Source organism: Microbulbifer sp. 2205BS26-8, from assembly GCF_030731025.1.
GTDB classification, from domain to species: Bacteria; Pseudomonadota; Gammaproteobacteria; order Pseudomonadales; family Cellvibrionaceae; genus Microbulbifer; species Microbulbifer spongiae.
Genome location: NZ_JAVAMR010000051.1, coordinates 1 through 22,375, shown reverse-complemented (window position 1 = coordinate 22,375; position 22,375 = coordinate 1). Strand labels below are relative to the sequence as shown.

Below are 22,375 nucleotides of genomic sequence, written 5' to 3'. Positions count from 1 at the left end.
TGATGTAAATCATAACTTTGTGTGTCTAGCGACAGTGACTTTTATGGGGTGTCGACATCTTCATAGAGAGGCTTGGCCATCTCGTCCCAGTCAATAACGGAATCGCTGGTGAGGTTTTCAAACTCTAGTATACCGAGAGCATCATATTTATCGCGGAATGATTTCGGTAGTAAGCCGATACGCTTAAGATTAGGCACGATTCGGGTAAAGAGTAGTTTTCTAAAATGAACCATAATATCCGACTTCAAAATATGGCTTCTTGCCGCCTCGACATCCCAGCCAAAATGTTCGAAGACATCGGTGGCAATCAGTCTCTCACGCATGACACAACAGGCTTCATAGGCAAATTTAGCACGCTCTTCTTTCTTTTGTTCGCTCAGTGATTGTACAAACTCTTCTAAATAATTAACGCCAAAGGAGACATGACGTGCTTCATCGCGGAGCACCAAATGAATAATATTTTTTAACAACGGATCTCTGCAGGTAATTTTGACAGTATTGAAAGCGGCGAGGGCAAGTCCTTCAATAATGATCTGCATACCGATAAACTTTAAATCCCAGCGTGGGTCGGTAAGAATCTTATCGAGCAGCAGTTTGAGAGGCTTATTGACCGGATAGCGGATAGCCACTTTGTCATTAAGATATCTGGCAAAGACCTCTACATGGCGGGCTTCATCAAAGGTCTGAGAGGCGGCGTAGAGTTTGGCTTCATAGGTCGGGGCACAGGAGACCAGTTGCGAAGCGACCAATAAGGCTCCTTGTTCGCCATGGAGAAACTGCGACAGCGTCCAGGCTTGGTTGTGCCAGCCAAAACGGAGCTGCTCTTCACGGGATAGGGCTAGAAAATCGGGGTAGTCGCTATAGGGATTAAACTCCTTTTCCATTGGGGGTTCTGTTTTATCGAGCTCTATAGCCCAGTCGACATCGATAGAAGCGTTCCAATTGAGCCGTTTACCCAATTCGTAAAGCTTACGAATACGATTGTCGGCAGAGTCGTAGTCCCAGTTGTAGGATCCGGTTAAAGGGGTATTAAAGATTTCGACAATACTGTCAATATCTTCTCCTGTTATCTGTGGTCTTGAGTCTTCAATGATGTTATTGGGCGCTGTATCTACATATTCAATAGCCATGATTATCCCTTATCCATTGTCCCTAGAAAGCCGTTAACGTGAACACTGTATTTTATACACCTTTTTTAAGCTTATTTAAAGCTTCTGCAGTCTCAATATAGTGAAGTAATTTGGTGTATTCCTACCAAACTGTTTTCACCCCTGACTCACCATCCCCGTTGCGCCTGCAGATTCTGGCCTATCTTGATCACCTATTTTGTTTTTATTTGATCAGCCATTCGGGTTTCGTTCAATGTTGATATTGTATGCTGCAAAACCAAATTTTCGTATTTCTTAGGGTAGAGTTGGAAATCCATGATTTTATTCTTTTAGATTGACATCATATGTAAGCGGTAAATAAACCGCATCCTTTTCTAAGAAGAATATAGTTCATGTACTACTTACCCTTCCCTTCTCTCTTCATATAGAGTTAGGTGTTTACCTCTTACTATCGGCCTTGCTCTGCATATCTCGATACCTGATAAACATTTCAACTGTAGCAACTTAGACATGATACTCCTTTATCCCCACCAAACAAATAAGGAGATTTCATTATGCCTTTAAATAAAAAGCGGTTTCAAACTTCGATGATCGATGAAAATGATAATGACGACAAGAGCCCGTATGTAAGCCGGGGTCAAAAGGCTGGTGATAAGCAAACCCCACCAGACCGCGACAAACCGGAGCCCGATAAGGATTAGCGTCTTTTCTTCAGGTAGCGTACTTCCACATACCTGACTTCCCGGCTGGGGATGTAGGTCAAGTTGTCTCCCCAGCTATCGCTGCGCACAAATTTCACTTCCTTCCCATCTTTCCAGTCCGATTTTTTTCAGGTTTACATAGAGGGCAATATTTCCGACCTGATCCGACTCAAAAAGTCACACCGCTGTATTGTCAAAATCCTGCACCGCATCACAACACAGCTTTGTCCCGTCCATCAGGGTTAAGGGTAGATACCGGTATCCTGCTGCAAGCGGTTCCACAGAGCTCCCTGGCCATTATTGGTTATAAGTCTCAGCCAATAGAGTATTTCAAAGTACCATTTCCGACCCCCATCTCCGCCAAAGTAGCCCCATTGCTCAGCAGGCGCTGACCGCGGCCAGCATCGCAGTGAAAAAAGTCTCTCTCCATAGCATCAACACACAGTAAAACACCAGCCATCCGATCAGGCCGTATACCAGCATGCTGTAAAGCAATTCACCCTTGCGCTCCCCTTCCCTGAATCCCTGGTTAGCCACTGTATAACCGATATAATCGGTCACAAAGCGCAGCACCGCACGGCAGCCAGGGTGACATAGCGTTGAGCCAGCGCGACACTCAGCTCGCGGCAGTACAGTTTCTGACGGGAGTTATCCACTTCGGTGCAATGCACCACATAGCCGGTAAAAAACCGGCGAAGCCAGCAAGTCAAGTTCTGGCTTCAGTCGAGCAGGCAAAACAATCGGTACAAAATTCATCACATGACCCACTAGCTATCCTACAGGCTTTGCAAATAGCACTATAAATAACATGGCAACCCAGATTGCTGAAAAGCCCAGACGATAGAGATTATTTTACGCAATCATCCATGCCATAGTCCGACGCTTCGATACCGAAGCCCCAAAAGCCAGCCGACCTCCGCAAAACAAATCTCGGTTCACTCCCCTCCGAACTGACGTTGGAAAGTCATCTTCTGAAACTAACCCTGGTCGCCAGCCAACCCCATACTTAAATTGATCGACAGTATACTGGCTCAGCTTGTAGCAAACCGTGCGCTCGGCTCCCCAACCAGCCAGCCCGGCAGAGATCCAGAAGTTCACTTTACGATAGATATTAACGGCATCGGCAATAGAGGCACGCCGGTGTGGTGGAGTAAACCACCAGCAGGGCAATGAGCAGAGTCTTGGCTTTAATTGATGTTCTTTTTCAAAACAACAACAAAACCTGCCAACGCTCAGCAGCATCAGACAAGCAGCAGAATTCTATGGCACTGTGGGTCGTCCACACGCCCAACCACATATCACAAACGAACATGGAAATCCTGACTATGCTGCTCCTTTGAGTTCCGGAAAAGCCCGACTCACTGCGGTAAATACGGCCTCGTGGGCATTGTCGGCACAAAACTCGCCATGGGCGGCAAGAAAGTGCAGGAAAGGCAGCTTTAGCAAGCGCTGAAAATCCTTCTGCAGCCCTTGCCACGGGTGCCTGCCCCGGGAACTCATGCGCGAGCGCCAAGCCGGCACTACCTGCATACCAGAGCGCATCCCGGAAAATCGCAGCAGGCAACGGCCACACCAGTTACAGCCTCGCCAACTGCCCCAATACTGGAGCGCATCGCAACTCAAAAGCAAACCACCGTTGAAGGGCAGCCAAAGCACCGCTTCTGGAAATCGGCTGCAGGAAAACTCCAGAAAGCGCCCCCCGGGCACGGGGCATTCCCCTCCCTCTCTCAGCAATTGATCTGCACTGGGGGGATAAAAATCAGATCCCGCCTGCCGCCAGAAGGTGAGATCGAAGTGATCCCGGTAGTAGAGGTCGTCCTGTCCGTGGTGATATCCCAGTCGTATTGCGTGGCGAACCCGTCCAATATCCCGCAATTTCTCCTCCTGCTGTGGGCGCAAACGCATCGGATTCACCAGAATAAGATCCCCTCCCCAACGCACTATAGCCATATTGCGATTAATTTTGACCGTCGGGACCAGCGTCACCGTCCCGGGTACATAGAAGAGATCGGACAGGAGCTGACGGATTTCTCCGTGAGGCTGGGGTGGAGGGTAATCAATGCGCACAGTCGTTGCAGCTCAGGTGTAGTATGCCCGGTTGCTGATACCGCGCAGGAGTTGCAGCGCGCGTTCGGCACTATCTTCCGGTACAAAGATATGATCGTGACGCAGCACAGTTACCATATTGGCAACGATGCCGGCATCAGCCAGCGCTCCAGCAACAATCGCTGTCAATTGAATCGCACTAAAGCCGGATACTATCTGCAACGTGATTAACCGAAATGGTGCGCTAGCCGTGAGACCATGTTGCCGAGCCAGATTCCGGGGCAAAATTACACTCATACCCTCACCTTCGCGAAAAATACACAGGCTGTTCGCAATCACATCCGTGAGCCGGGTATTCGCCACCTGGCAGAATACGTAGGTTTCCTCCTGCAGCCTGGGACACATATTCCGCAAGATCCCTGCGTAAGAGGCCTCAGCGCTCATACCTTATTGCCATACAAAACGTCCTATCTACGACAGTAGAGGCATCTCAGGTTGACCAACCATTCCCTTGCAGCTGAGGCCGAGAATAGGTGGTCACCATTGCCGGTGGCGGAGTTTGTGTATTGAAAGGTTTTCTGCCTTAACGGCTGCTTATTCTAATTTCGTTTGCCTTTGTTCACGCCTTTTTTTTCGATTCTCTCAATTCTCTGGATTTTGTTTTTTCCGGTAGTTATCTGTTATTCTTTTCAGCTTCCGGCGATTCTTCTTCCTCCCAACTCTGCAGGACCATATCAATATCCTTTTCCAGATGCAGGCTGGGAAACTCGGGACAAGGAGCATCGCGACCGGGATCGTGCCAAGCGGAGAGAGGCGCTACAAATACCACTAGAGATTTGTGCAATCGGTTACGTCCAATACTGACTTCTGTCCAGGTTGTCTGCCAAGCAAATTTTCCCCGCACCGCATAGTCACTTTCATAGGATTTTAAAGTCAGGAAGTAGGGGTATATTTTTCCACGCCGGCAAATAAGCCTGCGCCCGGTTTTGATGTTTGCCATCTGGGTGAAGGGATCAAAATACCAGTGGATATCATAACCAAATACAAACTGCATTTTCCCATTGCGATTGAGAAATGCATAAGAGCGGCCAGTACCGTCAGGCTTCAGACTCCACACATGGCGCGCCTCGCCGTCGCGGGAGATGAGCCAGGCACCAACCCACTGGCTGGCATCAAGGCGCGATTTCACATGCCAGCCATCATGCCCACTTTTTTCTTTGCCCTCAACTGCCGGGACTTGGCCAGCAATAAGCAAAAAGAGCAGGGCAAGTGTTACATGCCACCGCTTTAGGTCCTGAGCACAAGGTATGCCCAGGCCCATTGCGAGTGTGCCACAGTATTTTTGCCTGTTATGACCGGCGTCAACACAGGGCCAGTTCAACTGGCTAGATCCGGGCAATTGCTGCCGGCCTGAGGCGTTCTCCAGTTACTCAGGCGACGCTGGAAACTCAACAAGCCGCCGCCGGCCTGCAGCCAGTGACGTCCATCAATAACCGCAAACAGCAGTGTTGAGCGGCTCCAGCCACGGAATGCCACCGACACCACACCCCCTTTGCAGCGTACCGAGGCCCCGGTGCGCACTCGCACACGATCTCCATCCAGCTGCCAGTTAATGGCAAACCCGTGTGTCAGTCGCCCCCCGTCATTAAAACCATAGGCATAGCCAGAACCATCCGCATTGAGCTGCCAAACCAACTGGTCATCGCCCTCACTGACCACCAGCCAATTGCCAGCCCACTGCATTTGCGCTGATTCTGCCGCAGCAACGGGGTGACCGGGCAGAAAAAGTACAAGAACGACGGCATAGGTTTGAAGATGAGAAGCAATAACACCTTTCGATAGGAAATGACGCAAATACTTCATGCGCTGCTCTACTGTCTCTGCCCCCGAAACCATTTGCACGGGCGCGGGTTACTGTAGAAGGCGGCAGAAGGCGCCGCCAATTTTCCTGTCCGGTGCGGAGTGCAAGCCCCAAAAGCCGGCGTGAAAAATTTCTCAGGCGTTCTTTTTCACATCCTTTGTTAGTAAGGCTAGACACAAAATCCCACAGTGGCATTAGAAGCATTGAAAATATTAACAAAGGCGCCAGTTCAGTTGCTGGAATAGAACCAATGGGGTAGTGGCCCGTTTGGCTGTATTTATTGGGTACGCGCGTCAGACAGATTCTTATCCGCGCGCCAGACACGGTATTTGAGCAGCACCCCCTCAGGCAGGTAAACCACCAGTGGCAGGCGGCTGCTGTAGGGGAGTATCAGCCCATCCCCGCGTACGCGGATAAAGCGTCGGGAGGTGGTGCTGGGTGCGCAGATCTTGCGCGCGCCGGAGGCGGGCTTCAGATCGGACAGGACATAATAGGGATAGCCCCAGCCGGCTAAAACCTCACGACGCAGAGGTGCAGTGAAGCTACGCAAATTACAGTCAGCCATTTCACGCCGCCCCGGCACCAGTTCAATCATAAAACGACTTTCATCCTTCACTTTTGGCAGCTGGATAACGTGGCGCTGCTTCCCTTCCACTTCTGCCGGGAAAGCATCGAGGGGATCAGCGGCCTGCACGGTGGTCATATACAAAAGGATTAGCACTGCGAAGAGGGGTTTCTTCATGGCAAATTCCTCACCTCGGAGCCACGTTTTGGCGTATAAACCTTTTTACAGTCTAGACAGCTTTCTCCAGTGCAGTAGACGCCATCAAGAGGATACAGGTGCCAAGATAAGGGAATACACCACTCGCGCATACCTTACCGGCGCCTGAGGCCTGGCAAAACAAGCCACGGCAGAGGCGATTCGCTATTGATCGCGAGTCCTTTTGTCTTTGGAGGGGCGGGGCATGGGTGGGCGGCACAAAAAACGGGACCAAGACCGCCTTCTGCTTAGCAGTCATTTGCCAGTGGGAAATGGGTGGGTGAACAACCCCAGCAAACACTATCGTCGCCGGGACAGCCGGGTATTAAAAGCCCGCTCCGAACAAAGCGGGCTCAGACACAGCGTAGAGATTAACCGCGCTCCGCACGCTCCTTGGCTATCAGATAGTCAGCTACCTGCAGCATCAGTTCCTGGCCATTGTTTTTCCCTTTATAGCCCGGCAGAGAAGAACTGATACGGTACTTACCGGCCACAACCACCTCTGGAGTACCGGTCATCTTGTAAGCCCGCTGGTTAGCCATACCCTGCTTGACCCTGCTGTTAATGGCAAAGGAGTTCACCAGCTTGACAGCCCTAGCGCCATCGGCGCCGTGCTTGTTGAACAAAGCCTCAATTGCCGGCAGGTCCGGCTTCCAGTTCCGGCCTTCACGAACTGCAAGCATCTGGCGTTGAGTGTAGATGGCATTAAAGATCGGGGTATGCATCTTTTCCAGGACACCCATTGCGTCAGCCACATAAAACAGGCGCGCATGGACATCCATCAGTGGCTGCCAGATAGCGGGCAGCTTCAGCAGGGTAACATCGCCGGGCATATTCTTTTTCCAGCGCTCCAGGGTCGGCTCGAAATGGAAGCAATGGGCACAGCCATACCAGAACATTTCGGTTACTTCGATCTTGCTATCGTCTTTCTGCGGTACCGCTTGGGGCAGCACCTGATAGTGTTGACCGGCTTTGAACCCACCGTTTTCCTGCGCAGAGGCGGCAAAGCTGAACAACACAGCCAGAACCATTGTTATAGGGGCGAGAACTGCTCTCATAAGTCTTCTCCAGCTTGTACCTACGTTGATCGAGGCCTGTTAGCGGCGGGCTGCCGGGTCACTGAGGCACAATAGACAACGCAGATTATTGAAGTTCCCGTTGCTTGGGGCAAGGAAACGCGACAAAAGTGCGACTACTTTACCCGATTCCCCACTGCTTGAGCGGGCACCAGGCACAAAAAAGGCCGGCATTTGACCGACCTCCGCTGCTGGGGCCTGGCTGTTATTCCGTCAAGCCGGCAATATAGTTGGCGACAGCGGTGATTTCGGCATCGGACATCTGGCTGGCAACTGTGCGCATGGTGCGGGTATCCCCGTCATTTGTGCGGGTACCGACACGGAATGCCTTCAACTGGGCTTCAATATACTCCGGATACTGACCAGAAAGTCGCGGATAGCCGGCGGGTGCATTGCCCTGACCGCTGGGGGAGTGACAGCCCATACAGCCTGGCACGCCGGTTTCCGTATTACCCGCACGGTACAATTTGCGCCCAAAGATGAGGCCGTCGACACTTTCGCCATTATTGAGCGTGACTGCAATCGCTTCGGACCCGGTCAACTGCATCGGCTGAGCAGCAAAGTAGGCGGCGATATCCTGTAGATCCTGCTCGTTAAAATTGTCCAGCTGGCCAATCATCTGTGGCACATTACGCTTGCCTTCCTGGATATCCATAAGCTGCTTGAACAGGTATTTCTCGCCGAGGCCAGCGATTTTGGGGAAGGCGGGCACCGGGCTATTGCCGTCAACACCATGGCAAGCTGCACACTGGGCGGCCTTTGTCTTACCCTCAGCCGCATCACCCATAGCCATTGCAAGGGATGTGGTTCCCAAGGCGATAACCAGACCAAGTACCCGAGCAGTGTTCTTGATAAAGCTGTTCATACATCGTCCCGTTGCGCGCTGTGATATGGTGTTCCGCTCCGCCCCATAAATCAATCCTGCGAGGCGAAAACCGCGGCATTATATACTTGCGCGCCAAACGAGTGTACCGGATCAGCGGACTTAAACGATGTCAATTGTCAAACTGAATGCCCAGCCGCAAAAACTGAACTACCGTGCTATACGATTTCTGACCAGTGCGCCCACCCTGGCCGAGTGCCCGGAGGACTCCGGCGCCGAAGTGGCCTTTGCCGGCCGCTCCAATGCGGGAAAATCCAGCGCCATCAACGCGTTGACCGGCAACAGCAAGCTGGCGCGAACCTCCAAGACACCCGGGCGCACCCAGCTGATCAACTTCTTCAGCCTGCCTGAGCAGCAGCGACTGGTGGATCTGCCCGGGTACGGCTATGCCAAGGTGGCCCGTGCTATGAAAGACGAGTGGCAGCGCCACCTGGCTGCCTATCTGGAGCAGCGCCAATGTCTGCGCGGCCTGGTGCTGTTGATGGATATACGCCAGCCCCTCAAGGAGTTCGACCTGCATATGCTGACCTGGGCGGTTGGGGCAGGCCTGCCTGTGCATTGCCTGCTCACCAAAGCGGACAAGTTGAAGCATGGCCCCGCCAATAATACCCGCTTTGCCGTGGAGAAAGCCCTCAGGGAACAGGGTCTGGACCAGGAGGTTACCCTGCAGCTGTTCTCCTCCACCAGGAAAACGGGTATCGACACGCTGGAGCGCAAATTGAATGAATGGCTCATATCCCGCACGGAGCCCTCCGCCACAAGTAGCTGACCTCAACCCTTACAGGCTACCGGCCGCAACCTGCACTGATACTGATTTTAAAGGGCGCCTGGCTGGGAAACCTTTCGTACAATAACCGCTTCACTCAGCACTCTTTGTTGTCGGCGCGCAACTCAACTCGTCCCAAGGCAACAGGGAGCGTAACAATACCCGCCGCAGCTGCTGGCGCGTCTGGGGTGTCGTACAGTGCAGCTCCTCAACGCTCAGACAGCGTTGCGCCAAGAGCGCAACCAGGGTGTCTTCACGAATGGCAACGGTCAGCAGCCGCGGGGTTTCTGCAGGCCTTACACGGGCCGTTTCCTCAGTGCAGCCGGCAATCTCTGTCGAGGTGGACGGGCCGTCTAGCTTGGACTGCTTTTTGCATTGCGTCGCCGACACCCGTTGGATAAAGGGCATTGATACAGTCAGCGGCAATCCGCTGCTTGAGGCCATCTCCAAGCTGGCGCGCGAGGATTGAACTGGCGCCGGCGAGAATATAGCGGTGTAATTTTTCATCCCCCAACTCCCGGTAGGCTGCCATCAGGCAGATGGCGTTTTCACTAAAGCGTGTCGCAGACACGGCATAGCTTGGCCACTGTTTTGCCAGCAGAAAGCCCGCAAGGTCAAAAGCGCATCCCAGATAGGGAATCGCCTCTTTTTCATTGCCCTCTTCAGAGAGGATCTTGCCCAGTTCTATCCAGTCCAGCCACGTTTTTTCTGCACGATCCGTGTCAGCAACCAACCACTGGCGGTGGTTTGCGCATAGGTAACGTAAATTCACGATAATTCCCTTGCTTGAAACACACTCAGTGTAATGCGAACAATTATCATTTGCAAATAATTAAACTGAATTTTTGCCGCTTGCTTAAGGTGTCCTGGCAGGAGCTTTTTGAGTATAAAAAAAGCCGGCAGATGGGGACTGCCGGCCAGGAGTCAGTGCCCTTGGGGATGGGCACTTGCCAAGCGCACCCAGGGGGACGGGTACGCTTGAGGGTTCCTCTTCAATGCAAGATCCTCCCACACCGGGAAGCTTAGGTTGCTGCCGTTGGTATTCCCACCCGGCGAGTAAAGCGATCAGAGGAATGTGAATACTATACTCGCCCACATCCGGATTTCCGGAAATAGATTCCAATCTTGTCAACTAGCTCGGATTTCTACCCGGAAAACAGTCGCCTGCCATCCATCCCCCAGGAGGCATTCAGGGAGAAAAAAACCCCGGAGATGGGGATAGTCCGGGGTGAAAAAGCTGAACGCTTTGGGGTTAGGGAGTAACAATGATCTGGTGGATTGGATACGACCGGGCATCCCTTTGTTCCCGAGACTGGAGTAAATAAATGTAAATGGTGGATGTTTTGGACCTGTGGCCGGTATTCACAGGGAAAGCCCTTCAAATGGTCAGTTCACACACCGGGCCGTTGTCGTGCAGGCGACGGATTCCCTCTGCGAGAAGAGGCGCACAATCGAGCAGTTCGCAATTGTTCGGCAAGTCTGTCTGGGGCAGGGAGTTGGTCAGGGCAACGACCTCCAGTGGAAGGCGCGACACAAGGGCTCTGGCATCTCCACTGAACTGGCCGTGACTCGCGAGAGCAATGATACGCGCAGCCCCCGCAGCCTCAGCTGCCAGCGTTGCCCGACAGAGAGTTGCACCGCTGGCAATCAGGTCATCCACAATCAGCACCACCGTTCCCTCCACTTCACCAATCAAGGTGCCACCACTGATCTGCCCTTCACTGCGATATTTTTCGACAAAGACCCTGCCGATCGTTCTCTCCAGGCGCTCACTCAGTGCCCGGCGCAACATCTCCGCGCGCTTGATACCACCCTCATCCGGCGATAACACCACCAGTGGCCGCTGCTCTCCAGCCAGTCGTCCTGCGGCAAACTCCACCAGGAGAGGCCGGGCAAGCAAATGCACAGTACGACAGCGGAACGCATTCTCAAAAGCGGATAAATTATGGGCGTCCATCGTCATAACTGTGTGGGTACCGGCTGACTCCATCAAGCTGGCCAGGTACTGTGTTGGCAAGGGGTCGTGCAACCTTGTACGCCGATCCTTGCGCCCGTAACACAGATAGGACATCACGAAAGTGATACGTGATGCCCCGGCATCCTTGAGGGCGCCAATAAAAAACAGGCTGCGCAACAGTTTTTCATCAAGACTGCTGCACACATCGGCATACAGGGACTGCACAAGGAACACATCGGCCCCCTCCACGTCGTCCAGAGGGCGCACCTTGTGCTCACCATCCACAAAACTGCGTTCCTCGTGTCGGGAAAGGGGCTCTCCCAGGGCAGCGGCCACACGTCCACAAAAATCGGCGCCAACATCCAGGCTAAACAGTTTCAAGCGGCCCATAACCAACCTCCCGCAAACCACCGGGAAGTCAAACCCACCCTATGCGTCATGCCAACGGCTCCTGAAGCTGGTGGGCGGCACGGGGAATATGCTCATTTAATCTATGCATCGATACCGCAGTCTCTCTATTGATAAACCCGGCAGCCCAATGGGAGTGCCATCATTCATGCTTCGCCATCCGTGCAATACCTACCCAACTTGGCGGTGAGGATAGTATTTCAGGAGCCCACACCGCCACTCGTCAGGCAAACAAAACCCAAATATCCTCATTCATACAACACGCCAAACCGTAGGTCAGCGGACCCTGGGAACAGGCCCCTGAAGGTGCCCACTGTGGAAATTGGGTCTCTGTAGTGCTCAGATTAGCCCAGTAAACCTCCAAAGGGTCTGCCATTCAGGGTTGTGAAATGGAGTGGATGAGAAAGGACACAAAAGAGTGCCTGGCGGGGGAAGATTCAACTTGAGAGGACAAAAAAATGCCCCGGACTTGGGGAGTTCCGGGGCAAACATCTGACTTCCTTGGGGGATGATGACGCATTCCAACGATCTTGCCACTTTAGAGGGGCTGTCGCCGGAACAGTTCCACGGATTTCGGCAAAGATTGTAAAAATGGCAGTTAAAACACACTAATTGGCGCCATTTTCACTCAAAAGGTATCTGAGGGGACTACTTTCTTTACCTCGGCACAACGCATGCGCTCCCCTGCAGGCCTAAAACCTTCCAACAACCGATGCTTCAATGCGCCTGATCCCAGTCTTTGCCATGTCCCAGATCAACAGTCAACGGCACGCGCAACTGCGCAGCGCCCTGCATTAATTCCGCCAGAGCAGTTGCAACCGTCTCTATTTCCGGCTTGGGCACCTCCAGTACCAGTTCATCGTGCACCTGCAGGATCAGCTTGCTGGTCAAGTTTTGCCTATTGAGCCAGGTATCCACCGCGATCATGGCGCGCTTGATAATGTCTGCGGCTGTGCCCTGCATAGGCGCATTGATCGCGGTGCGCTCGGCGGCCTGGCGCTGCATCGCATTGCGAGAGCGGATCTCCGGCAGGTACAGACGACGGCCAAACAGGGTTTCCACATAGCCTTTTTCCGCAGCCTGTTTACGGGTGTTCTCCATATAGTGCAGAACCCCCGGATAGCGCTCGAAGTAACGGTCTATATAGGTCTGGGCATCCGCGCGAGGAATGCCCAGCTGCCTGGCCAGGCCGTAGGCCGACATGCCATAAATCAGGCCAAAATTGATGGCCTTGGCGCGGCGGCGCTGCTCGTCGCTGACCCGATTCAAGGCCACTTCAAACACTTCCGCGGCAGTGGCGCGGTGGATATCAGCACCGCGTTCAAAGGCATCCACCAGCCCTTGATCTGCAGACAGGTGCGCCATAATGCGCAACTCAATTTGCGAATAGTCCGCAGCGATGATCTCGCTGCCACCATTAATTCGTGGATCTGCGGTGAAGGCCCGACGGATTCGGCGACCCTCCTCAGTGCGAATCGGGATATTTTGCAGGTTGGGATCGCTGGAAGAAAGTCGCCCAGTGGCTGTTACCGCCTGGTGGTAGGAGGTGTGTACACGGCCACTGGCAGGATCAATCATTTTCGGCAGTTTGTCGGTATAGGTGTTTTTTAGCTTGGCCAGGCCCCGGTACTGCATGATCAACGCCGGTAACTCGTGATTGTGGGCCAGCTCCTGCAACACCGCCTCTGCCGTGGAAGGCGCTCCCTTGGGGGTTTTCTTGATCACCGGAATCTGTAACTTTTCAAAAAGAATCGCCCCCAGCTGCTTGGTGGAACTCAGATTGAATTCCTCTCCTGCCACCGCGTAGGCCTGCTGTTCCAGCTCACGCATCTCCTGTTCCAGTTCGGCACTCTGTGCCGCGAGCATTTTTGCATCTATGTAGGCACCGTTGCGCTCCATGCGTACAAGCACCGGCAGCAGGGGCATCTCGATATCATCGAGTACCTTTACCAGAGACGGCACTCGCGCCAGACGGCCGTTCAACTCCCGATGCAGGCGCAGGGTGATATCGGCATCCTCTGCCGCGTAGGGGCCGGCTTTGTCCAACGGTATCTGATTAAAGGTCAGCTGTTTGGCGCCTTTGCCGGCAATATCCTCAAAATGCACCGTATGCTCACCCAGGTATTTGAGCGCGAGGCTGTCCATATCATGACGGCTGGCAGTGCTGTCGAGTACATAGGATTCCAGCATGGTATCCCGCGCAATACCACGCAGCCTAATGCCGTAGTTGGCCAGAATATGGCTGTCGTATTTTAAATTCTGCCCCACTTTCCTTTGCTTCTCGTCCTCCAGAAGCGGCTTGAGCTTCTGCAGTACCTGTTCAAATGGCAGCTGCTCAGGTGCGCCCATATAATCGTGTGCCAGCGGCACGTAGGCGGCGCGGTAGGGTTCAACCGCAAAGGACACCCCCACCAGTCTGGCCTGCATATAGTTGAGGCTGGTGGTCTCCGTATCAAAGGCAAAGATTTTTGCCTTTTTGAGCCGCTGCAGCCAGGCATCCAGTTCGGCCATTGCTGTCACAACCACATAGTCCCGCTCCACCGCCTCGGCCATGGCCTCCTCGGCCTTATCGCTGGTCAGCTCTTCCAGCCAGGTGCGAAACTCGTTTTGTCCGAACAACTCGATCAACTTTCCGATATTCGGTGCCGAATTGTGCAGGTTCTGGGGATGGTAGGGCATTTCCACGTCGGTCTTGATGGTGGCGAGCCGGTAAGACAGCTGTGCCGCCGCGCGATGTTCGGTCATTTTACTGCCGAGGGTCTTGGCGCCGCGAAAATCCAGAGTGGCGATGGCGCCCAGATCGGCGTAAATCTCTTTAAGGCCACCAAGGTTCTGCAACAGCGCCAACGCCGTCTTTTCTCCAACGCCTGGCACACCGGGAATGTTGTCGGATTTATCACCCATCAGGGCGAGGAAATCGATAATTAGTTCGGGCCCTATGCCGAACTTCTTTACCACGCCGTCTGTGTCCATCTCGGTATTGGACATGGTGTTGACCAGGGTGATCCCCGGGCGCACCAGTTGCGCCATATCCTTGTCACCGGTGGAAATAATCACTTCCTGGCCGCTGCGCTGGGCCTCCAATGCCAGGGTGCCGATCACATCATCTGCCTCAACCCCATCCACGACCAGACGGGACAGGCCCATTGCGTCGATAATGTCGTGAATCGGCTGAATCTGCTCGCGCAGGTCATCGGGCATCGGCGGGCGGTGGGACTTGTACTCAGCAAACATCTCGTCGCGAAAGGTTTTGCCCTTGGCATCAAACACCACTACCACAGTACTGTCGGCGTGCTCCTTCAAGTGGCGGCGCAACATGCTGATGACCCCGCGAACTGCACCGGTGGGCTTTCCCTGGCTGGTTGTCAGCGGTGGCAGGGCATGGTAGGCGCGATACAGGTAAGAGGAACCGTCCACCAAAATCAGCGGAGCGGCACCGGGACGTTGTTTGCTCATAAGTCAAGGCGTTCTGTTGTTGGGCTTTATTTGCACCCACAGGAGGCGGGCTGGCCAATAGGATAACGCCCTTCGCACAGATTTTCCGCTCAACCTGCGCATAACAACTATTGGCGCAGCAACCGCACCAGAACCACATGCTGGGCTAGTCTTCTCGATAGCGACGTTCACCGCTCGCTGCCCCCCCGGGAACCAAATGCACTCTGGCTGCCAACAGGCGGCACAGACACTTTTATTCCCAAGAAAATAGGACTCAACAGATGATGAAGGAAGGATTCCAACTATGAGAGAAGTGATCGGCACCGCTCTATTAATGATCACCTGCATACAAGCTTCGGCAGGCGCTGTTTTGGCCGGTGAAGCTGAGGAGGCCCGCGATGGGTATCCGGACACAGAGAAATTTCCCTCAAAACACACCACCGCACCAGATCATGAGTTGATGCTCAAGAAAGCCCGGCAGGCACAGGAAACACGGCTGTTCCAACGCCAGATGCGTCAACTGGAAAAACTGCGTCAGCAGGCCAGGCGGGATGCCGACCGTGCAAAAAAATTACAACAATTGAAACGCAGTGCCAATTCCCCCGATTGAGCGGGCCATTCCGACACAGCACAGCGCCCAGTGCCAACTCCGCTGGGCACCCTTTCCCATCAAAATTCCAAAACCAACCCCGTTGCAATCAATTCCGGAAGTCGCGAACGGACACGTCGGGAATCCGGCTCAGGCACATGCGGGCCTGGGCCAACAGGGATTCAATCAGATCCCGGTAGCTGGCGTCGGGACCCAACTGCGCACCGAGCGGGTCCAGGGTCCCATAGTGCAGACCGAGATGTTCAGCCAGCTGTCTGTCGCGCGCATTTTCCGGAGCATCACCAAACAGACAGCCCTCCCCTGCACCTGAGAGATCGAGCATGGCTCTGGCACCGTACCCACTATCGCTACCGCGGGTTAGCGCGCGCGTCTCTATCCCGGCAGAACCAAAGAAATGCCCGTAGGCGTCGTGGGTCACAACAATAGGCACGTTGCGATAGCCCCATAGGGCGCGATCCAGTACTTTCTGCAGATTGGCCATGGAGCGGGAGAAATCCCGCGCGCGACTCCGGTACAACTCGGCGCTTTGCGGCCGTAGCTGTGCCAGGCGCTCAGCAATTTGCGCCGCCGCAATTGCCGCATTGCGCGGGCGCAGCCACAGGTGCATGTCCGCGTCGCTGGCACCCTGATACTCATAAACACTATTGGCCAACAGCGGCAACTGCCGCTCAGCGGGCAGAGAGGCCATCTGCCTGGCCAGAACACCTTCCATCTGCGGGCCCAGCCACACGACCAGCAATGCCCGCTCCAGTGCCGCCCGCTCGGGGATACTGGGTGCATAGTGGTGCGGATCCCTTCCCTCAATCAATATCCGAAGGGGTACGTCGTCCTTGGTAATTTCCTGTGCGAGCAGGGCCAGCGGACGCACGCTCACTACCAGCTCTCCCCCGGTGGGAGGGGGCGGGTCAGCGCAGGCCAGGAGACAAAAACCGAGCAGGGCCAAAACGGATAAAGGGAAAAGACGCTTAGAGGAAAACATGGAAGACAGATGGCAACGCAAAACTGCGATATAATCACAACCGGCTTCAAGCCGCCAGCCCGATTGGTCAGCACCCAACCCAGTGGACTCGCAGCAAAGCCGGAACACCCATGCCTCTTGTTGCCCACGCCAGCCCCGGAGATTTCACCCTGAGCCCTTCCGAGTCGCTCATTACTGCCGACAAAGTCTCTCTGCAGCTCGCCGGTCGGCAACTGCTAAAGGACATTACTGTAGAGTTGCTACAGGGTGACATTGTCACTCTTATCGGCCCCAACGGTGCCGGCAAAACCACGCTGCTGCGACTGCTGCTGGGCCTATCACGGCCCAGCGGCGGTATGATCTGGCGCAAACCGGGGCTGCGTATCGGCTATATGCCCCAGCGACTGCATATTGACAGCGCCATGCCCATGTCTGTCGAACGCTTTTTATTATTGGGCCAGCGGCGCTTACAGCCCTCCCAGGCACAGGCCGCACTGGACAGAGTTGGGGCCGGGCAGCTAAAAAATACCAGCCTGTCCAACCTCTCCGGCGGAGAGATGCAGAGAGTCCTGCTGGCCCGCGCGGCATCCCGCAAACCACACCTACTGGTACTGGATGAACCCACCCAGGGTGTAGATGTGGGTGGGCAAGGTGAATTATACCAGTTGATCGCTACGCTTCGGGACGAACTCGGCTGTGGCGTTCTACTCGTTTCCCACGATCTGCGCTTGGTCATGGCAGCTACAGACCGGGTGCTGTGTCTCAATCAGCATATTTGTTGTCAGGGTCTCCCGGAACAGGTCAGCCGGGACCCGGCCTATCTGGAGCTCTTCGGCGACAAGGTGGCCCCTTACACCCATCAGCACAACCACCACCATAACCTCAGTGGCGATATCGCGAAGGCGACCGATTGCCCGCGCAAGCACTCCGGTCCAACCGCTGCGAGCAAAGACGAAGAGTGAATATCAGTGATTGAGCCTGGCGAATTACTGCACAGTCAATTCCTCTGGTACGCCCTGGGCGCCGGCTTGCTGGTCGCTTTGGTGAGCGGCCCTTTGGGGTGTTTCGCCGTTTGGCGACGCATGGCCTACTTTGGCGATACCCTGGCGCACTCCGCCCTGCTCGGCGTGGCTCTGGGTTATGTGTTGCATATTCTTCCAATACTGGCGATAGGCGGCACCTGTTGCCTGCTGGCAATACTGCTCGTATACCTGCAGCGTCGCCAGAAACTCGCCGTGGACACCCTGCTTGGGATTCTTTCCCACTCAATGCTCGCCCTCGGCATTGTCACCATAGGCCTGTTCGGGATTAAAACGGATTTACTCTCTCTGTTGCTCGGCGATTTGCTCGCAGTCAATAGCCCGGACCTACTGCTGATGTCTACCACTGCAGTGGGGATTCTTTTGCTGCTCTGTTTTCTCTGGGAGAAACTTCTGGCCTTCACTCTGCACGAGGAACTCGCTTCCGTTGAGGGGATACCCGTAGAGCGGGTACGCCTGGCACTGATGTTGATGCTGGCACTGCTGATTGCCATCGCCATGAAAGTCGTGGGTGTATTGCTGATCACCGCGTTGTTGATCATTCCCGCAGCGGCTGCGCATAAGCTCTCCCGTACACCGGAGTTCATGGCCATGATGGCATCGCTGATCGGATGCTTTGCCGTCGTGCTCGGCCTGCTGGCCTCGATTCTGTGGAATACCCCTGCAGGCCCCGCCATCGTACTGGCAGCCTCGCTACTCTTCCTGGTCTGTCAGTTGTGGCCAACCGGAACCAGATAGCCACTGGATGCCCTTTGAGCAATGCACCGGCAAGCCAACAAGATCTGGACGGTGTATTTGACTGCCACCTTAGAAAGAAACTGCGCAAACCCGTCTGGCATTCCCCGCGCTTCAAGTGCTTAGGATAAACCGCTACCGTTGCAGTTTGGCGCTTTGGTATTCTGAATAATGGGATCTATATCACCCATTTCTTCAATAAACCACTGCCCGGCCAACAGCCAATTGTTTCAATATTCCGCCGTTGCTAGTGTTGCGCGACGACCAGCCAATTTGGGCCAGTCACGGATAATGACGACAAACGGAAGAGCAAGGATCATGAAAAATTTCACTCCCCGCCGCACGTTACTGGCCAGCGCCATCCTGGCCGCTGCCGCAGCAACACCACAAACCCTCCTCGCCGCCGAGGAAGGCGCCATCGAAGAGATCACTGTTGTGGGATCGCGCATCAGTCGCAATACTGAATTTGAGAATGCCACACCAGTCCAGGTTCTGGATCGCGAGACCATCGAAACATCCGGTTACACCAATCTGCAACAATTGTTCGAAAAGAACCCAGCCGCTGGTAATGGCACCTTTTCCACCCGCGGCAATAACCAGGACTCCACTGCCAACGGCGCCGCCGCTGTGAGCCTGCGCGGTATGGGTGCGGACGCCACCCTGGTGCTGGTGAATGGCCGGCGTGTGGCCATCAGCGCCTTTGCCGAAGGCATCACCACCAACTTTGTCGATATCAACAGTATTCCCCTGGCGGCTGTTGAGCGGGTGGAAGTCCTGAAGGACGGCGCCTCCGCTATTTATGGATCCGATGCCGTGGCCGGTGTGGTCAACCTGGTGCTGCGCAAGGATTTTGAAGGCGCGGAGATCTCCATGGATTATGGCGGTGCCGACGGTTATGACGAACAGTCCCTTTCCGCAGTCTGGGGCATCAATGGCGAAGGCTCTAACCTCACAGTGATCCTTGACCATCATAAAAACAGTCGCCTGGCCAATTCCGAACGCAGCGGTCTGGGCACAGCCAATCACTCCGGCCGGGGCGGTGAGGACCATCGATCGTCGCGGGGCTACCCAGGCAGCTTCACACTCCCCAACGGAGTAACGGTCCCCGACCCGAACTGTCCCAAAGAGCGTGATACAGGGGAGGTCTGCCTCTACGATTACGGCCTCTGGACCCTGATCACCCCGGAGGCGGAGCGCACCGGTCTACTGATGCTCGGCCATACGGATCTGACCGAGAGTATTGAGTTTTTCAGCGAAATTGCCGTGCAGCACAATACCTCTGTGGCCCAGGGCGCCCCCACCCCGCTGGATGGAGATGCCGAACTTTACGTGGAAGCAGATCATCCCAACAACCCCTTCGGTGAACGTGTGGATATCTTCCGCTATCGCACCGTGGATGCTGGCGCACGGCAGTGGAACATAGAGACTGATAATCTGCGCGGCGTATTCGGATTGCGCGGCAGTATTGCCGATTGGGGCTGGGAGACCTCTGTACAGCGTTCCCGCAGCGAATCCACTCAGACCGGGGACCGCTCCCAGGGCTGGGTTCGCACGGACCTGCTGCAGGAGGAAATCAATGCGGGGCGCTACAACCCCTTCGGTGGTGTGCAGAATCCGGACGCTGTGATTGATGCCATTACCACCAGTCTGGTGCGTCAGGGCAAATCCGAACTCACCAGTTACGACCTCACTATCAACGGCGACCTGTTCGATACCTCTAGCGGAATGGTCGCAATGGCAGCGGGTCTTGAATACCGCGAGGAAAAAGCCGCCGATATCCCCGATGACCAGTTCCAGCGCGGTCTGATTTTTGGCACCGAGTCCGTATCCGCCAAAGCCAGCCGGGATATCACTTCCGCCTTTGTGGAAATCGCCATTCCCCTACCCGCCAATCTCGACCTGACCCTGGCCGGCCGTTACGACGATTACAGCGACTTTGGCACCACGACCAATCCCATGGCCAATCTGCTGTGGAAAGCCAGTGACCAGTTGTCTCTGCGCGCCTCCTGGGGTACCGGATTCCGCGCCCCCTCTCTGGCACAAATTGGCCTTGGTGATTCCCAGGAATCCCTATTCTTCAAAGATACCTTCGGCTGCGAGGTCAATGAGGCATACTGCAGTCAAACCGACTACACCATCATCTATTCCGGTAACCCCGACCTGGACGCCGAAGAATCTGAATCCTTCAATATCGGCGCTGTTTTCGAGCCCATCGAAGGATTTCAATTGTCCCTAGACTACTGGAAGATCACCCAAGAAGGCAAGATTGACGAGGTACCTTTTGGGTTCCTTTACCGCAGGCATTGTAATGACCAGAGTAACACCATCTGTCAAAGGGGCACACCGCGACAGGGAGAATCTCTGGGGGCATTGCAATCCATTCGCAGTGGCTTTACCAATATCGGCGAACAACAAGTATCTGGTGTCGACCTCAGTTTCGTTTACAGCGGTTTGGCCCTGGCCGGTGGCAATCTCGGGTTGCGGTTTGATTATTCCTACTTAATGGAATTCGAACGCGTAGAATTGAACGCAGATGGCGGCGCGTTCCTGACACGAGATTTGGCCGGAGAATACGAATATCCCCAACATCGTTGGAATGCGACTGGTGACTGGACCTTTGACCGTTTTGGATTCAGCGCAGGCCTGAGCTATATTGGCGAATTTGAGGATACGCCGGATATTGACTTTGACGGCACACTTGATTATGACACCAATACTTCCCGCACGGTGGACTCATTCCTGACCATGAACCTGCAAGCGCGATATACCGGTTTTGCAAATATGATTCTAAGCCTGGGCGCGGATAATGTTTTCGACGAAGCGCCTCCCTTTGCGATCGGTGACGGCGATGCCGATCTGTATGGTTATGTGCAGTCCCAGCACGATCCGCACGGCCGTTTTATCTATGGAAAAATGACTTACACCTTTTGATCAGCGGTAGCGGGTTTTTCCCGGGAAGGGAGGCACAGCGCCTCCCTGCTTTACTGCAACACTCCCCATGTGTGTGAGGGAATTCCACGACTTTTGAGCACAACCAAAGGCGCTAGCTGCGCGGATCTTGCGCCTTCTCTTTTGGGTTGTCAGCACTCATCTCACTATTGACCCCAGGACGAACGGGTTCCGAACCGGCCTTGTGTAATTCGTACACCGTCAAAACGATACCGATCAACATACAAATAAACACACAAGCCGCGATCACAAGAATGATTAAATCAGACACTGTCAATCCCTGCGCGCAATTAAAGCCGATACTTTAAAATAGATGCCAAAAGTCAGTATGCTCGGCACCCAAAGCGCGGTGAAAACCCCCTGTTCCTTGTATCCACTAAACCAGAGATACCCGGACAGGGCAAAGGATATGGCGACCGCCAACAGAATAAAAACATCCGAAAGCTTGAACACAGGAATCTCCAGTTAATTGTCACCGTAGTCCCAGAAGCCAACGGCGGCGATCAATAAACCGAAAATCGTGATTGCCGCAGGAATGCGCAGCCCCGATACCCCAAAAACCGCTTGTAGTGACGGAACAACGCCCAAAGCACCGAAGATCCCCCAAAGCAGGAACGGCACAGCGATAACCAGACCAACCACTCCAGTTGTACATCGTGCTTTTCTAGAGCGGCTAAAGCGATCGAACAGATTCCTCAAAAGGGATTCCAGTACTGCCGTGCTTGATAGAATTGATAGTTAACAACAGGATAGTCCACCCTGTAACAAATGCGGCGGGCACTACAGAAAATACAACCCCTTCAGAGTATTGACATAAAATTCATTGTCAGGCCAGCTAGGCGCAAAGCTGTCATCCCAAATAGCCGCCTTATTGCGCGCAGGATAACCATTGCAGCAGTTTTTCTGTTCTTCAAAACAGCAGCCGTCTTGCTCTGTGTATGAAACCACAGCCGGGCCGGCGGTATAGTCGATAACTACATTGATCTCCACAATTCCCGCATAAGGAACTTTCAGAGTCTTGGCAAACGTCGATAGCCCTTCACTACGATTGTTCAGGTGTTTTCGAATGCGCTCACCCTAG

At 54.2% G+C, this 22,375-nt stretch carries 24 protein-coding genes; 7 read left to right on the top strand and 17 right to left on the bottom strand.

Going from position 1 to position 22,375, the window contains the following annotated elements:
- Positions 1 to 41: 41 nt before the first annotated feature.
- The gene (locus Q5Y71_RS14145) at positions 42 to 1,130 is read right to left on the bottom strand and encodes a ferritin-like domain-containing protein (protein WP_306042759.1); all 1,089 of its coding nucleotides are present in this window, start codon (positions 1,128 to 1,130) and stop codon (positions 42 to 44) included.
- A gap of 533 nt (positions 1,131 to 1,663) precedes the next feature.
- Here Q5Y71_RS14145 and Q5Y71_RS14140 point away from each other — a divergent pair.
- Positions 1,664 to 1,810, top strand: a complete 147-nt coding sequence (locus Q5Y71_RS14140) for a hypothetical protein (protein ID WP_306042758.1) — start codon at positions 1,664 to 1,666, stop codon at positions 1,808 to 1,810.
- Between the two features lie 378 nt (positions 1,811 to 2,188).
- Here Q5Y71_RS14140 and Q5Y71_RS14135 read toward each other — a convergent pair whose 3' ends face one another.
- The 9 genes from Q5Y71_RS14135 to Q5Y71_RS14095 form a co-directional block, all read right to left on the bottom strand.
- Positions 2,189 to 2,371 carry a hypothetical protein gene (locus Q5Y71_RS14135; protein ID WP_306042757.1) on the bottom strand — a complete coding sequence of 61 codons (183 nt, stop codon included), beginning with the start codon at positions 2,369 to 2,371 and terminating at the stop codon, positions 2,189 to 2,191.
- A complete protein-coding gene (locus tag Q5Y71_RS14130; RefSeq protein ID WP_306042756.1) occupies positions 2,368 to 2,520 on the bottom strand; it encodes a hypothetical protein in 153 nt (50 codons plus the stop codon). Before Q5Y71_RS14130 ends, Q5Y71_RS14135 begins: the two co-directional genes overlap by 4 nt.
- A 613-nt stretch (positions 2,521 to 3,133) precedes the next feature.
- Positions 3,134 to 3,877: a hypothetical protein gene (locus Q5Y71_RS14125; RefSeq protein WP_306042755.1), complete on the bottom strand. Its 744-nt coding sequence runs from the start codon at positions 3,875 to 3,877 to the stop codon at positions 3,134 to 3,136.
- 12 nt (positions 3,878 to 3,889) lie between these two features.
- Positions 3,890 to 4,300 carry an ACT domain-containing protein gene (locus Q5Y71_RS14120; RefSeq protein ID WP_306042754.1) on the bottom strand — a complete coding sequence of 137 codons (411 nt, stop codon included), beginning with the start codon at positions 4,298 to 4,300 and terminating at the stop codon, positions 3,890 to 3,892.
- Between the two features lie 229 nt (positions 4,301 to 4,529).
- Positions 4,530 to 5,045, bottom strand: coding sequence for a hypothetical protein (locus tag Q5Y71_RS14115; protein WP_306042753.1), 516 nt, complete (start codon positions 5,043 to 5,045; stop codon positions 4,530 to 4,532).
- 188 nt (positions 5,046 to 5,233) lie between these two features.
- Positions 5,234 to 5,599 (bottom strand): hypothetical protein, encoded by a 366-nt coding sequence (locus Q5Y71_RS14110; RefSeq protein ID WP_306042752.1) that lies wholly within the window; start codon positions 5,597 to 5,599, stop codon positions 5,234 to 5,236.
- A gap of 395 nt (positions 5,600 to 5,994) precedes the next feature.
- The gene (locus tag Q5Y71_RS14105; protein ID WP_306042750.1) at positions 5,995 to 6,459 is read right to left on the bottom strand and encodes an ecotin family protein; all 465 of its coding nucleotides are present in this window, start codon (positions 6,457 to 6,459) and stop codon (positions 5,995 to 5,997) included.
- A 389-nt stretch (positions 6,460 to 6,848) separates the two neighbouring features.
- Positions 6,849 to 7,535, bottom strand: coding sequence for a thiol:disulfide interchange protein DsbA/DsbL (locus Q5Y71_RS14100; RefSeq protein WP_306042749.1), 687 nt, complete (start codon positions 7,533 to 7,535; stop codon positions 6,849 to 6,851).
- A gap of 223 nt (positions 7,536 to 7,758) precedes the next feature.
- Positions 7,759 to 8,418: a cytochrome c gene (locus Q5Y71_RS14095; protein ID WP_306042748.1), complete on the bottom strand. Its 660-nt coding sequence runs from the start codon at positions 8,416 to 8,418 to the stop codon at positions 7,759 to 7,761.
- 127 nt (positions 8,419 to 8,545) lie between these two features.
- Here Q5Y71_RS14095 and yihA point away from each other — a divergent pair, with 127 nt between their 5' ends.
- A complete protein-coding gene (gene yihA, locus Q5Y71_RS14090) occupies positions 8,546 to 9,205 on the top strand; it encodes a ribosome biogenesis GTP-binding protein YihA/YsxC (RefSeq protein ID WP_306042747.1) in 660 nt (219 codons plus the stop codon).
- A 310-nt stretch (positions 9,206 to 9,515) separates the two neighbouring features.
- Here the strand turns inward: yihA and Q5Y71_RS14085 are convergent, their stop codons facing one another.
- The gene (locus Q5Y71_RS14085) at positions 9,516 to 9,974 is read right to left on the bottom strand and encodes a hypothetical protein (RefSeq protein WP_306042746.1); all 459 of its coding nucleotides are present in this window, start codon (positions 9,972 to 9,974) and stop codon (positions 9,516 to 9,518) included.
- Between the two features lie 353 nt (positions 9,975 to 10,327).
- On the opposite strand from Q5Y71_RS14085, the gene Q5Y71_RS14080 reads away from it, so the two are divergent.
- A complete protein-coding gene (locus Q5Y71_RS14080) occupies positions 10,328 to 10,465 on the top strand; it encodes a hypothetical protein (RefSeq protein ID WP_306042745.1) in 138 nt (45 codons plus the stop codon).
- 115 nt (positions 10,466 to 10,580) lie between these two features.
- Here the strand turns inward: Q5Y71_RS14080 and Q5Y71_RS14075 are convergent, their stop codons facing one another.
- Both Q5Y71_RS14075 and polA read right to left on the bottom strand, forming a co-directional pair.
- Positions 10,581 to 11,549 (bottom strand): ribose-phosphate pyrophosphokinase, encoded by a 969-nt coding sequence (locus Q5Y71_RS14075; protein ID WP_306042744.1) that lies wholly within the window; start codon positions 11,547 to 11,549, stop codon positions 10,581 to 10,583.
- Positions 11,550 to 12,284: 735 nt separating this feature from the next.
- Positions 12,285 to 15,023 carry a DNA polymerase I gene (gene polA / locus Q5Y71_RS14070; RefSeq protein WP_306042743.1) on the bottom strand — a complete coding sequence of 913 codons (2,739 nt, stop codon included), beginning with the start codon at positions 15,021 to 15,023 and terminating at the stop codon, positions 12,285 to 12,287.
- 283 nt (positions 15,024 to 15,306) lie between these two features.
- Here polA and Q5Y71_RS14065 point away from each other — a divergent pair, with 283 nt between their 5' ends.
- On the top strand, positions 15,307 to 15,612 hold the full coding sequence (locus tag Q5Y71_RS14065) for a hypothetical protein (protein WP_306042742.1): 306 nt from the start codon (positions 15,307 to 15,309) through the stop codon (positions 15,610 to 15,612).
- 88 nt (positions 15,613 to 15,700) lie between these two features.
- Here the strand turns inward: Q5Y71_RS14065 and Q5Y71_RS14060 are convergent, their stop codons facing one another.
- Positions 15,701 to 16,486, bottom strand: coding sequence for a metal ABC transporter solute-binding protein, Zn/Mn family (locus Q5Y71_RS14060; RefSeq protein ID WP_306042741.1), 786 nt, complete (start codon positions 16,484 to 16,486; stop codon positions 15,701 to 15,703).
- Positions 16,487 to 16,701: 215 nt separating this feature from the next.
- On the opposite strand from Q5Y71_RS14060, the gene Q5Y71_RS14055 reads away from it, so the two are divergent.
- The 3 genes from Q5Y71_RS14055 to Q5Y71_RS14045 all read left to right on the top strand — a co-directional run bounded on the left by Q5Y71_RS14055 (position 16,702) and on the right by Q5Y71_RS14045 (position 21,276).
- On the top strand, positions 16,702 to 17,532 hold the full coding sequence (locus Q5Y71_RS14055) for an ATP-binding cassette domain-containing protein (protein WP_306042740.1): 831 nt from the start codon (positions 16,702 to 16,704) through the stop codon (positions 17,530 to 17,532).
- 6 nt (positions 17,533 to 17,538) lie between these two features.
- Positions 17,539 to 18,348, top strand: coding sequence for an iron chelate uptake ABC transporter family permease subunit (locus Q5Y71_RS14050; RefSeq protein WP_306042739.1), 810 nt, complete (start codon positions 17,539 to 17,541; stop codon positions 18,346 to 18,348).
- Between the two features lie 315 nt (positions 18,349 to 18,663).
- Positions 18,664 to 21,276 carry a TonB-dependent receptor gene (locus Q5Y71_RS14045; protein WP_306042738.1) on the top strand — a complete coding sequence of 871 codons (2,613 nt, stop codon included), beginning with the start codon at positions 18,664 to 18,666 and terminating at the stop codon, positions 21,274 to 21,276.
- 112 nt (positions 21,277 to 21,388) lie between these two features.
- Here Q5Y71_RS14045 and Q5Y71_RS14040 read toward each other — a convergent pair whose 3' ends face one another.
- From Q5Y71_RS14040 to Q5Y71_RS14030, 3 genes are read right to left on the bottom strand one after another with little or no spacing between them, the layout of a single operon-like run.
- Positions 21,389 to 21,565 carry a hypothetical protein gene (locus Q5Y71_RS14040; RefSeq protein ID WP_306042737.1) on the bottom strand — a complete coding sequence of 59 codons (177 nt, stop codon included), beginning with the start codon at positions 21,563 to 21,565 and terminating at the stop codon, positions 21,389 to 21,391.
- 2 nt (positions 21,566 to 21,567) lie between these two features.
- The gene (locus tag Q5Y71_RS14035; RefSeq protein ID WP_306042736.1) at positions 21,568 to 21,747 is read right to left on the bottom strand and encodes a hypothetical protein; all 180 of its coding nucleotides are present in this window, start codon (positions 21,745 to 21,747) and stop codon (positions 21,568 to 21,570) included.
- Positions 21,748 to 21,759: 12 nt separating this feature from the next.
- Positions 21,760 to 21,993, bottom strand: coding sequence for a hypothetical protein (locus tag Q5Y71_RS14030; RefSeq protein ID WP_306042735.1), 234 nt, complete (start codon positions 21,991 to 21,993; stop codon positions 21,760 to 21,762).
- Positions 21,994 to 22,375: the final 382 nt, after the last annotated feature.

Coding starts and splice junctions, on each gene's coding strand:
- Q5Y71_RS14145 (WP_306042759.1), bottom strand. CDS start 1,130: ATGGCTATTGAATATGTAGATACAGCGCCCAATAACATCATTGAAGAC.
- Q5Y71_RS14140 (WP_306042758.1), top strand. CDS start 1,664: ATGCCTTTAAATAAAAAGCGGTTTCAAACTTCGATGATCGATGAAAAT.
- Q5Y71_RS14120 (WP_306042754.1), bottom strand. CDS start 4,300: ATGAGCGCTGAGGCCTCTTACGCAGGGATCTTGCGGAATATGTGTCCC.
- Q5Y71_RS14110 (WP_306042752.1), bottom strand. CDS start 5,599: ATGCAGTGGGCTGGCAATTGGCTGGTGGTCAGTGAGGGCGATGACCAG.
- Q5Y71_RS14105 (WP_306042750.1), bottom strand. CDS start 6,459: ATGAAGAAACCCCTCTTCGCAGTGCTAATCCTTTTGTATATGACCACC.
- Q5Y71_RS14100 (WP_306042749.1), bottom strand. CDS start 7,535: ATGAGAGCAGTTCTCGCCCCTATAACAATGGTTCTGGCTGTGTTGTTC.
- Q5Y71_RS14095 (WP_306042748.1), bottom strand. CDS start 8,418: ATGAACAGCTTTATCAAGAACACTGCTCGGGTACTTGGTCTGGTTATC.
- yihA (WP_306042747.1), top strand. CDS start 8,546: ATGTCAATTGTCAAACTGAATGCCCAGCCGCAAAAACTGAACTACCGT.
- Q5Y71_RS14075 (WP_306042744.1), bottom strand. CDS start 11,549: ATGGGCCGCTTGAAACTGTTTAGCCTGGATGTTGGCGCCGATTTTTGT.
- polA (WP_306042743.1), bottom strand. CDS start 15,023: ATGAGCAAACAACGTCCCGGTGCCGCTCCGCTGATTTTGGTGGACGGT.
- Q5Y71_RS14065 (WP_306042742.1), top strand. CDS start 15,307: ATGAGAGAAGTGATCGGCACCGCTCTATTAATGATCACCTGCATACAA.
- Q5Y71_RS14055 (WP_306042740.1), top strand. CDS start 16,702: ATGCCTCTTGTTGCCCACGCCAGCCCCGGAGATTTCACCCTGAGCCCT.
- Q5Y71_RS14045 (WP_306042738.1), top strand. CDS start 18,664: ATGAAAAATTTCACTCCCCGCCGCACGTTACTGGCCAGCGCCATCCTG.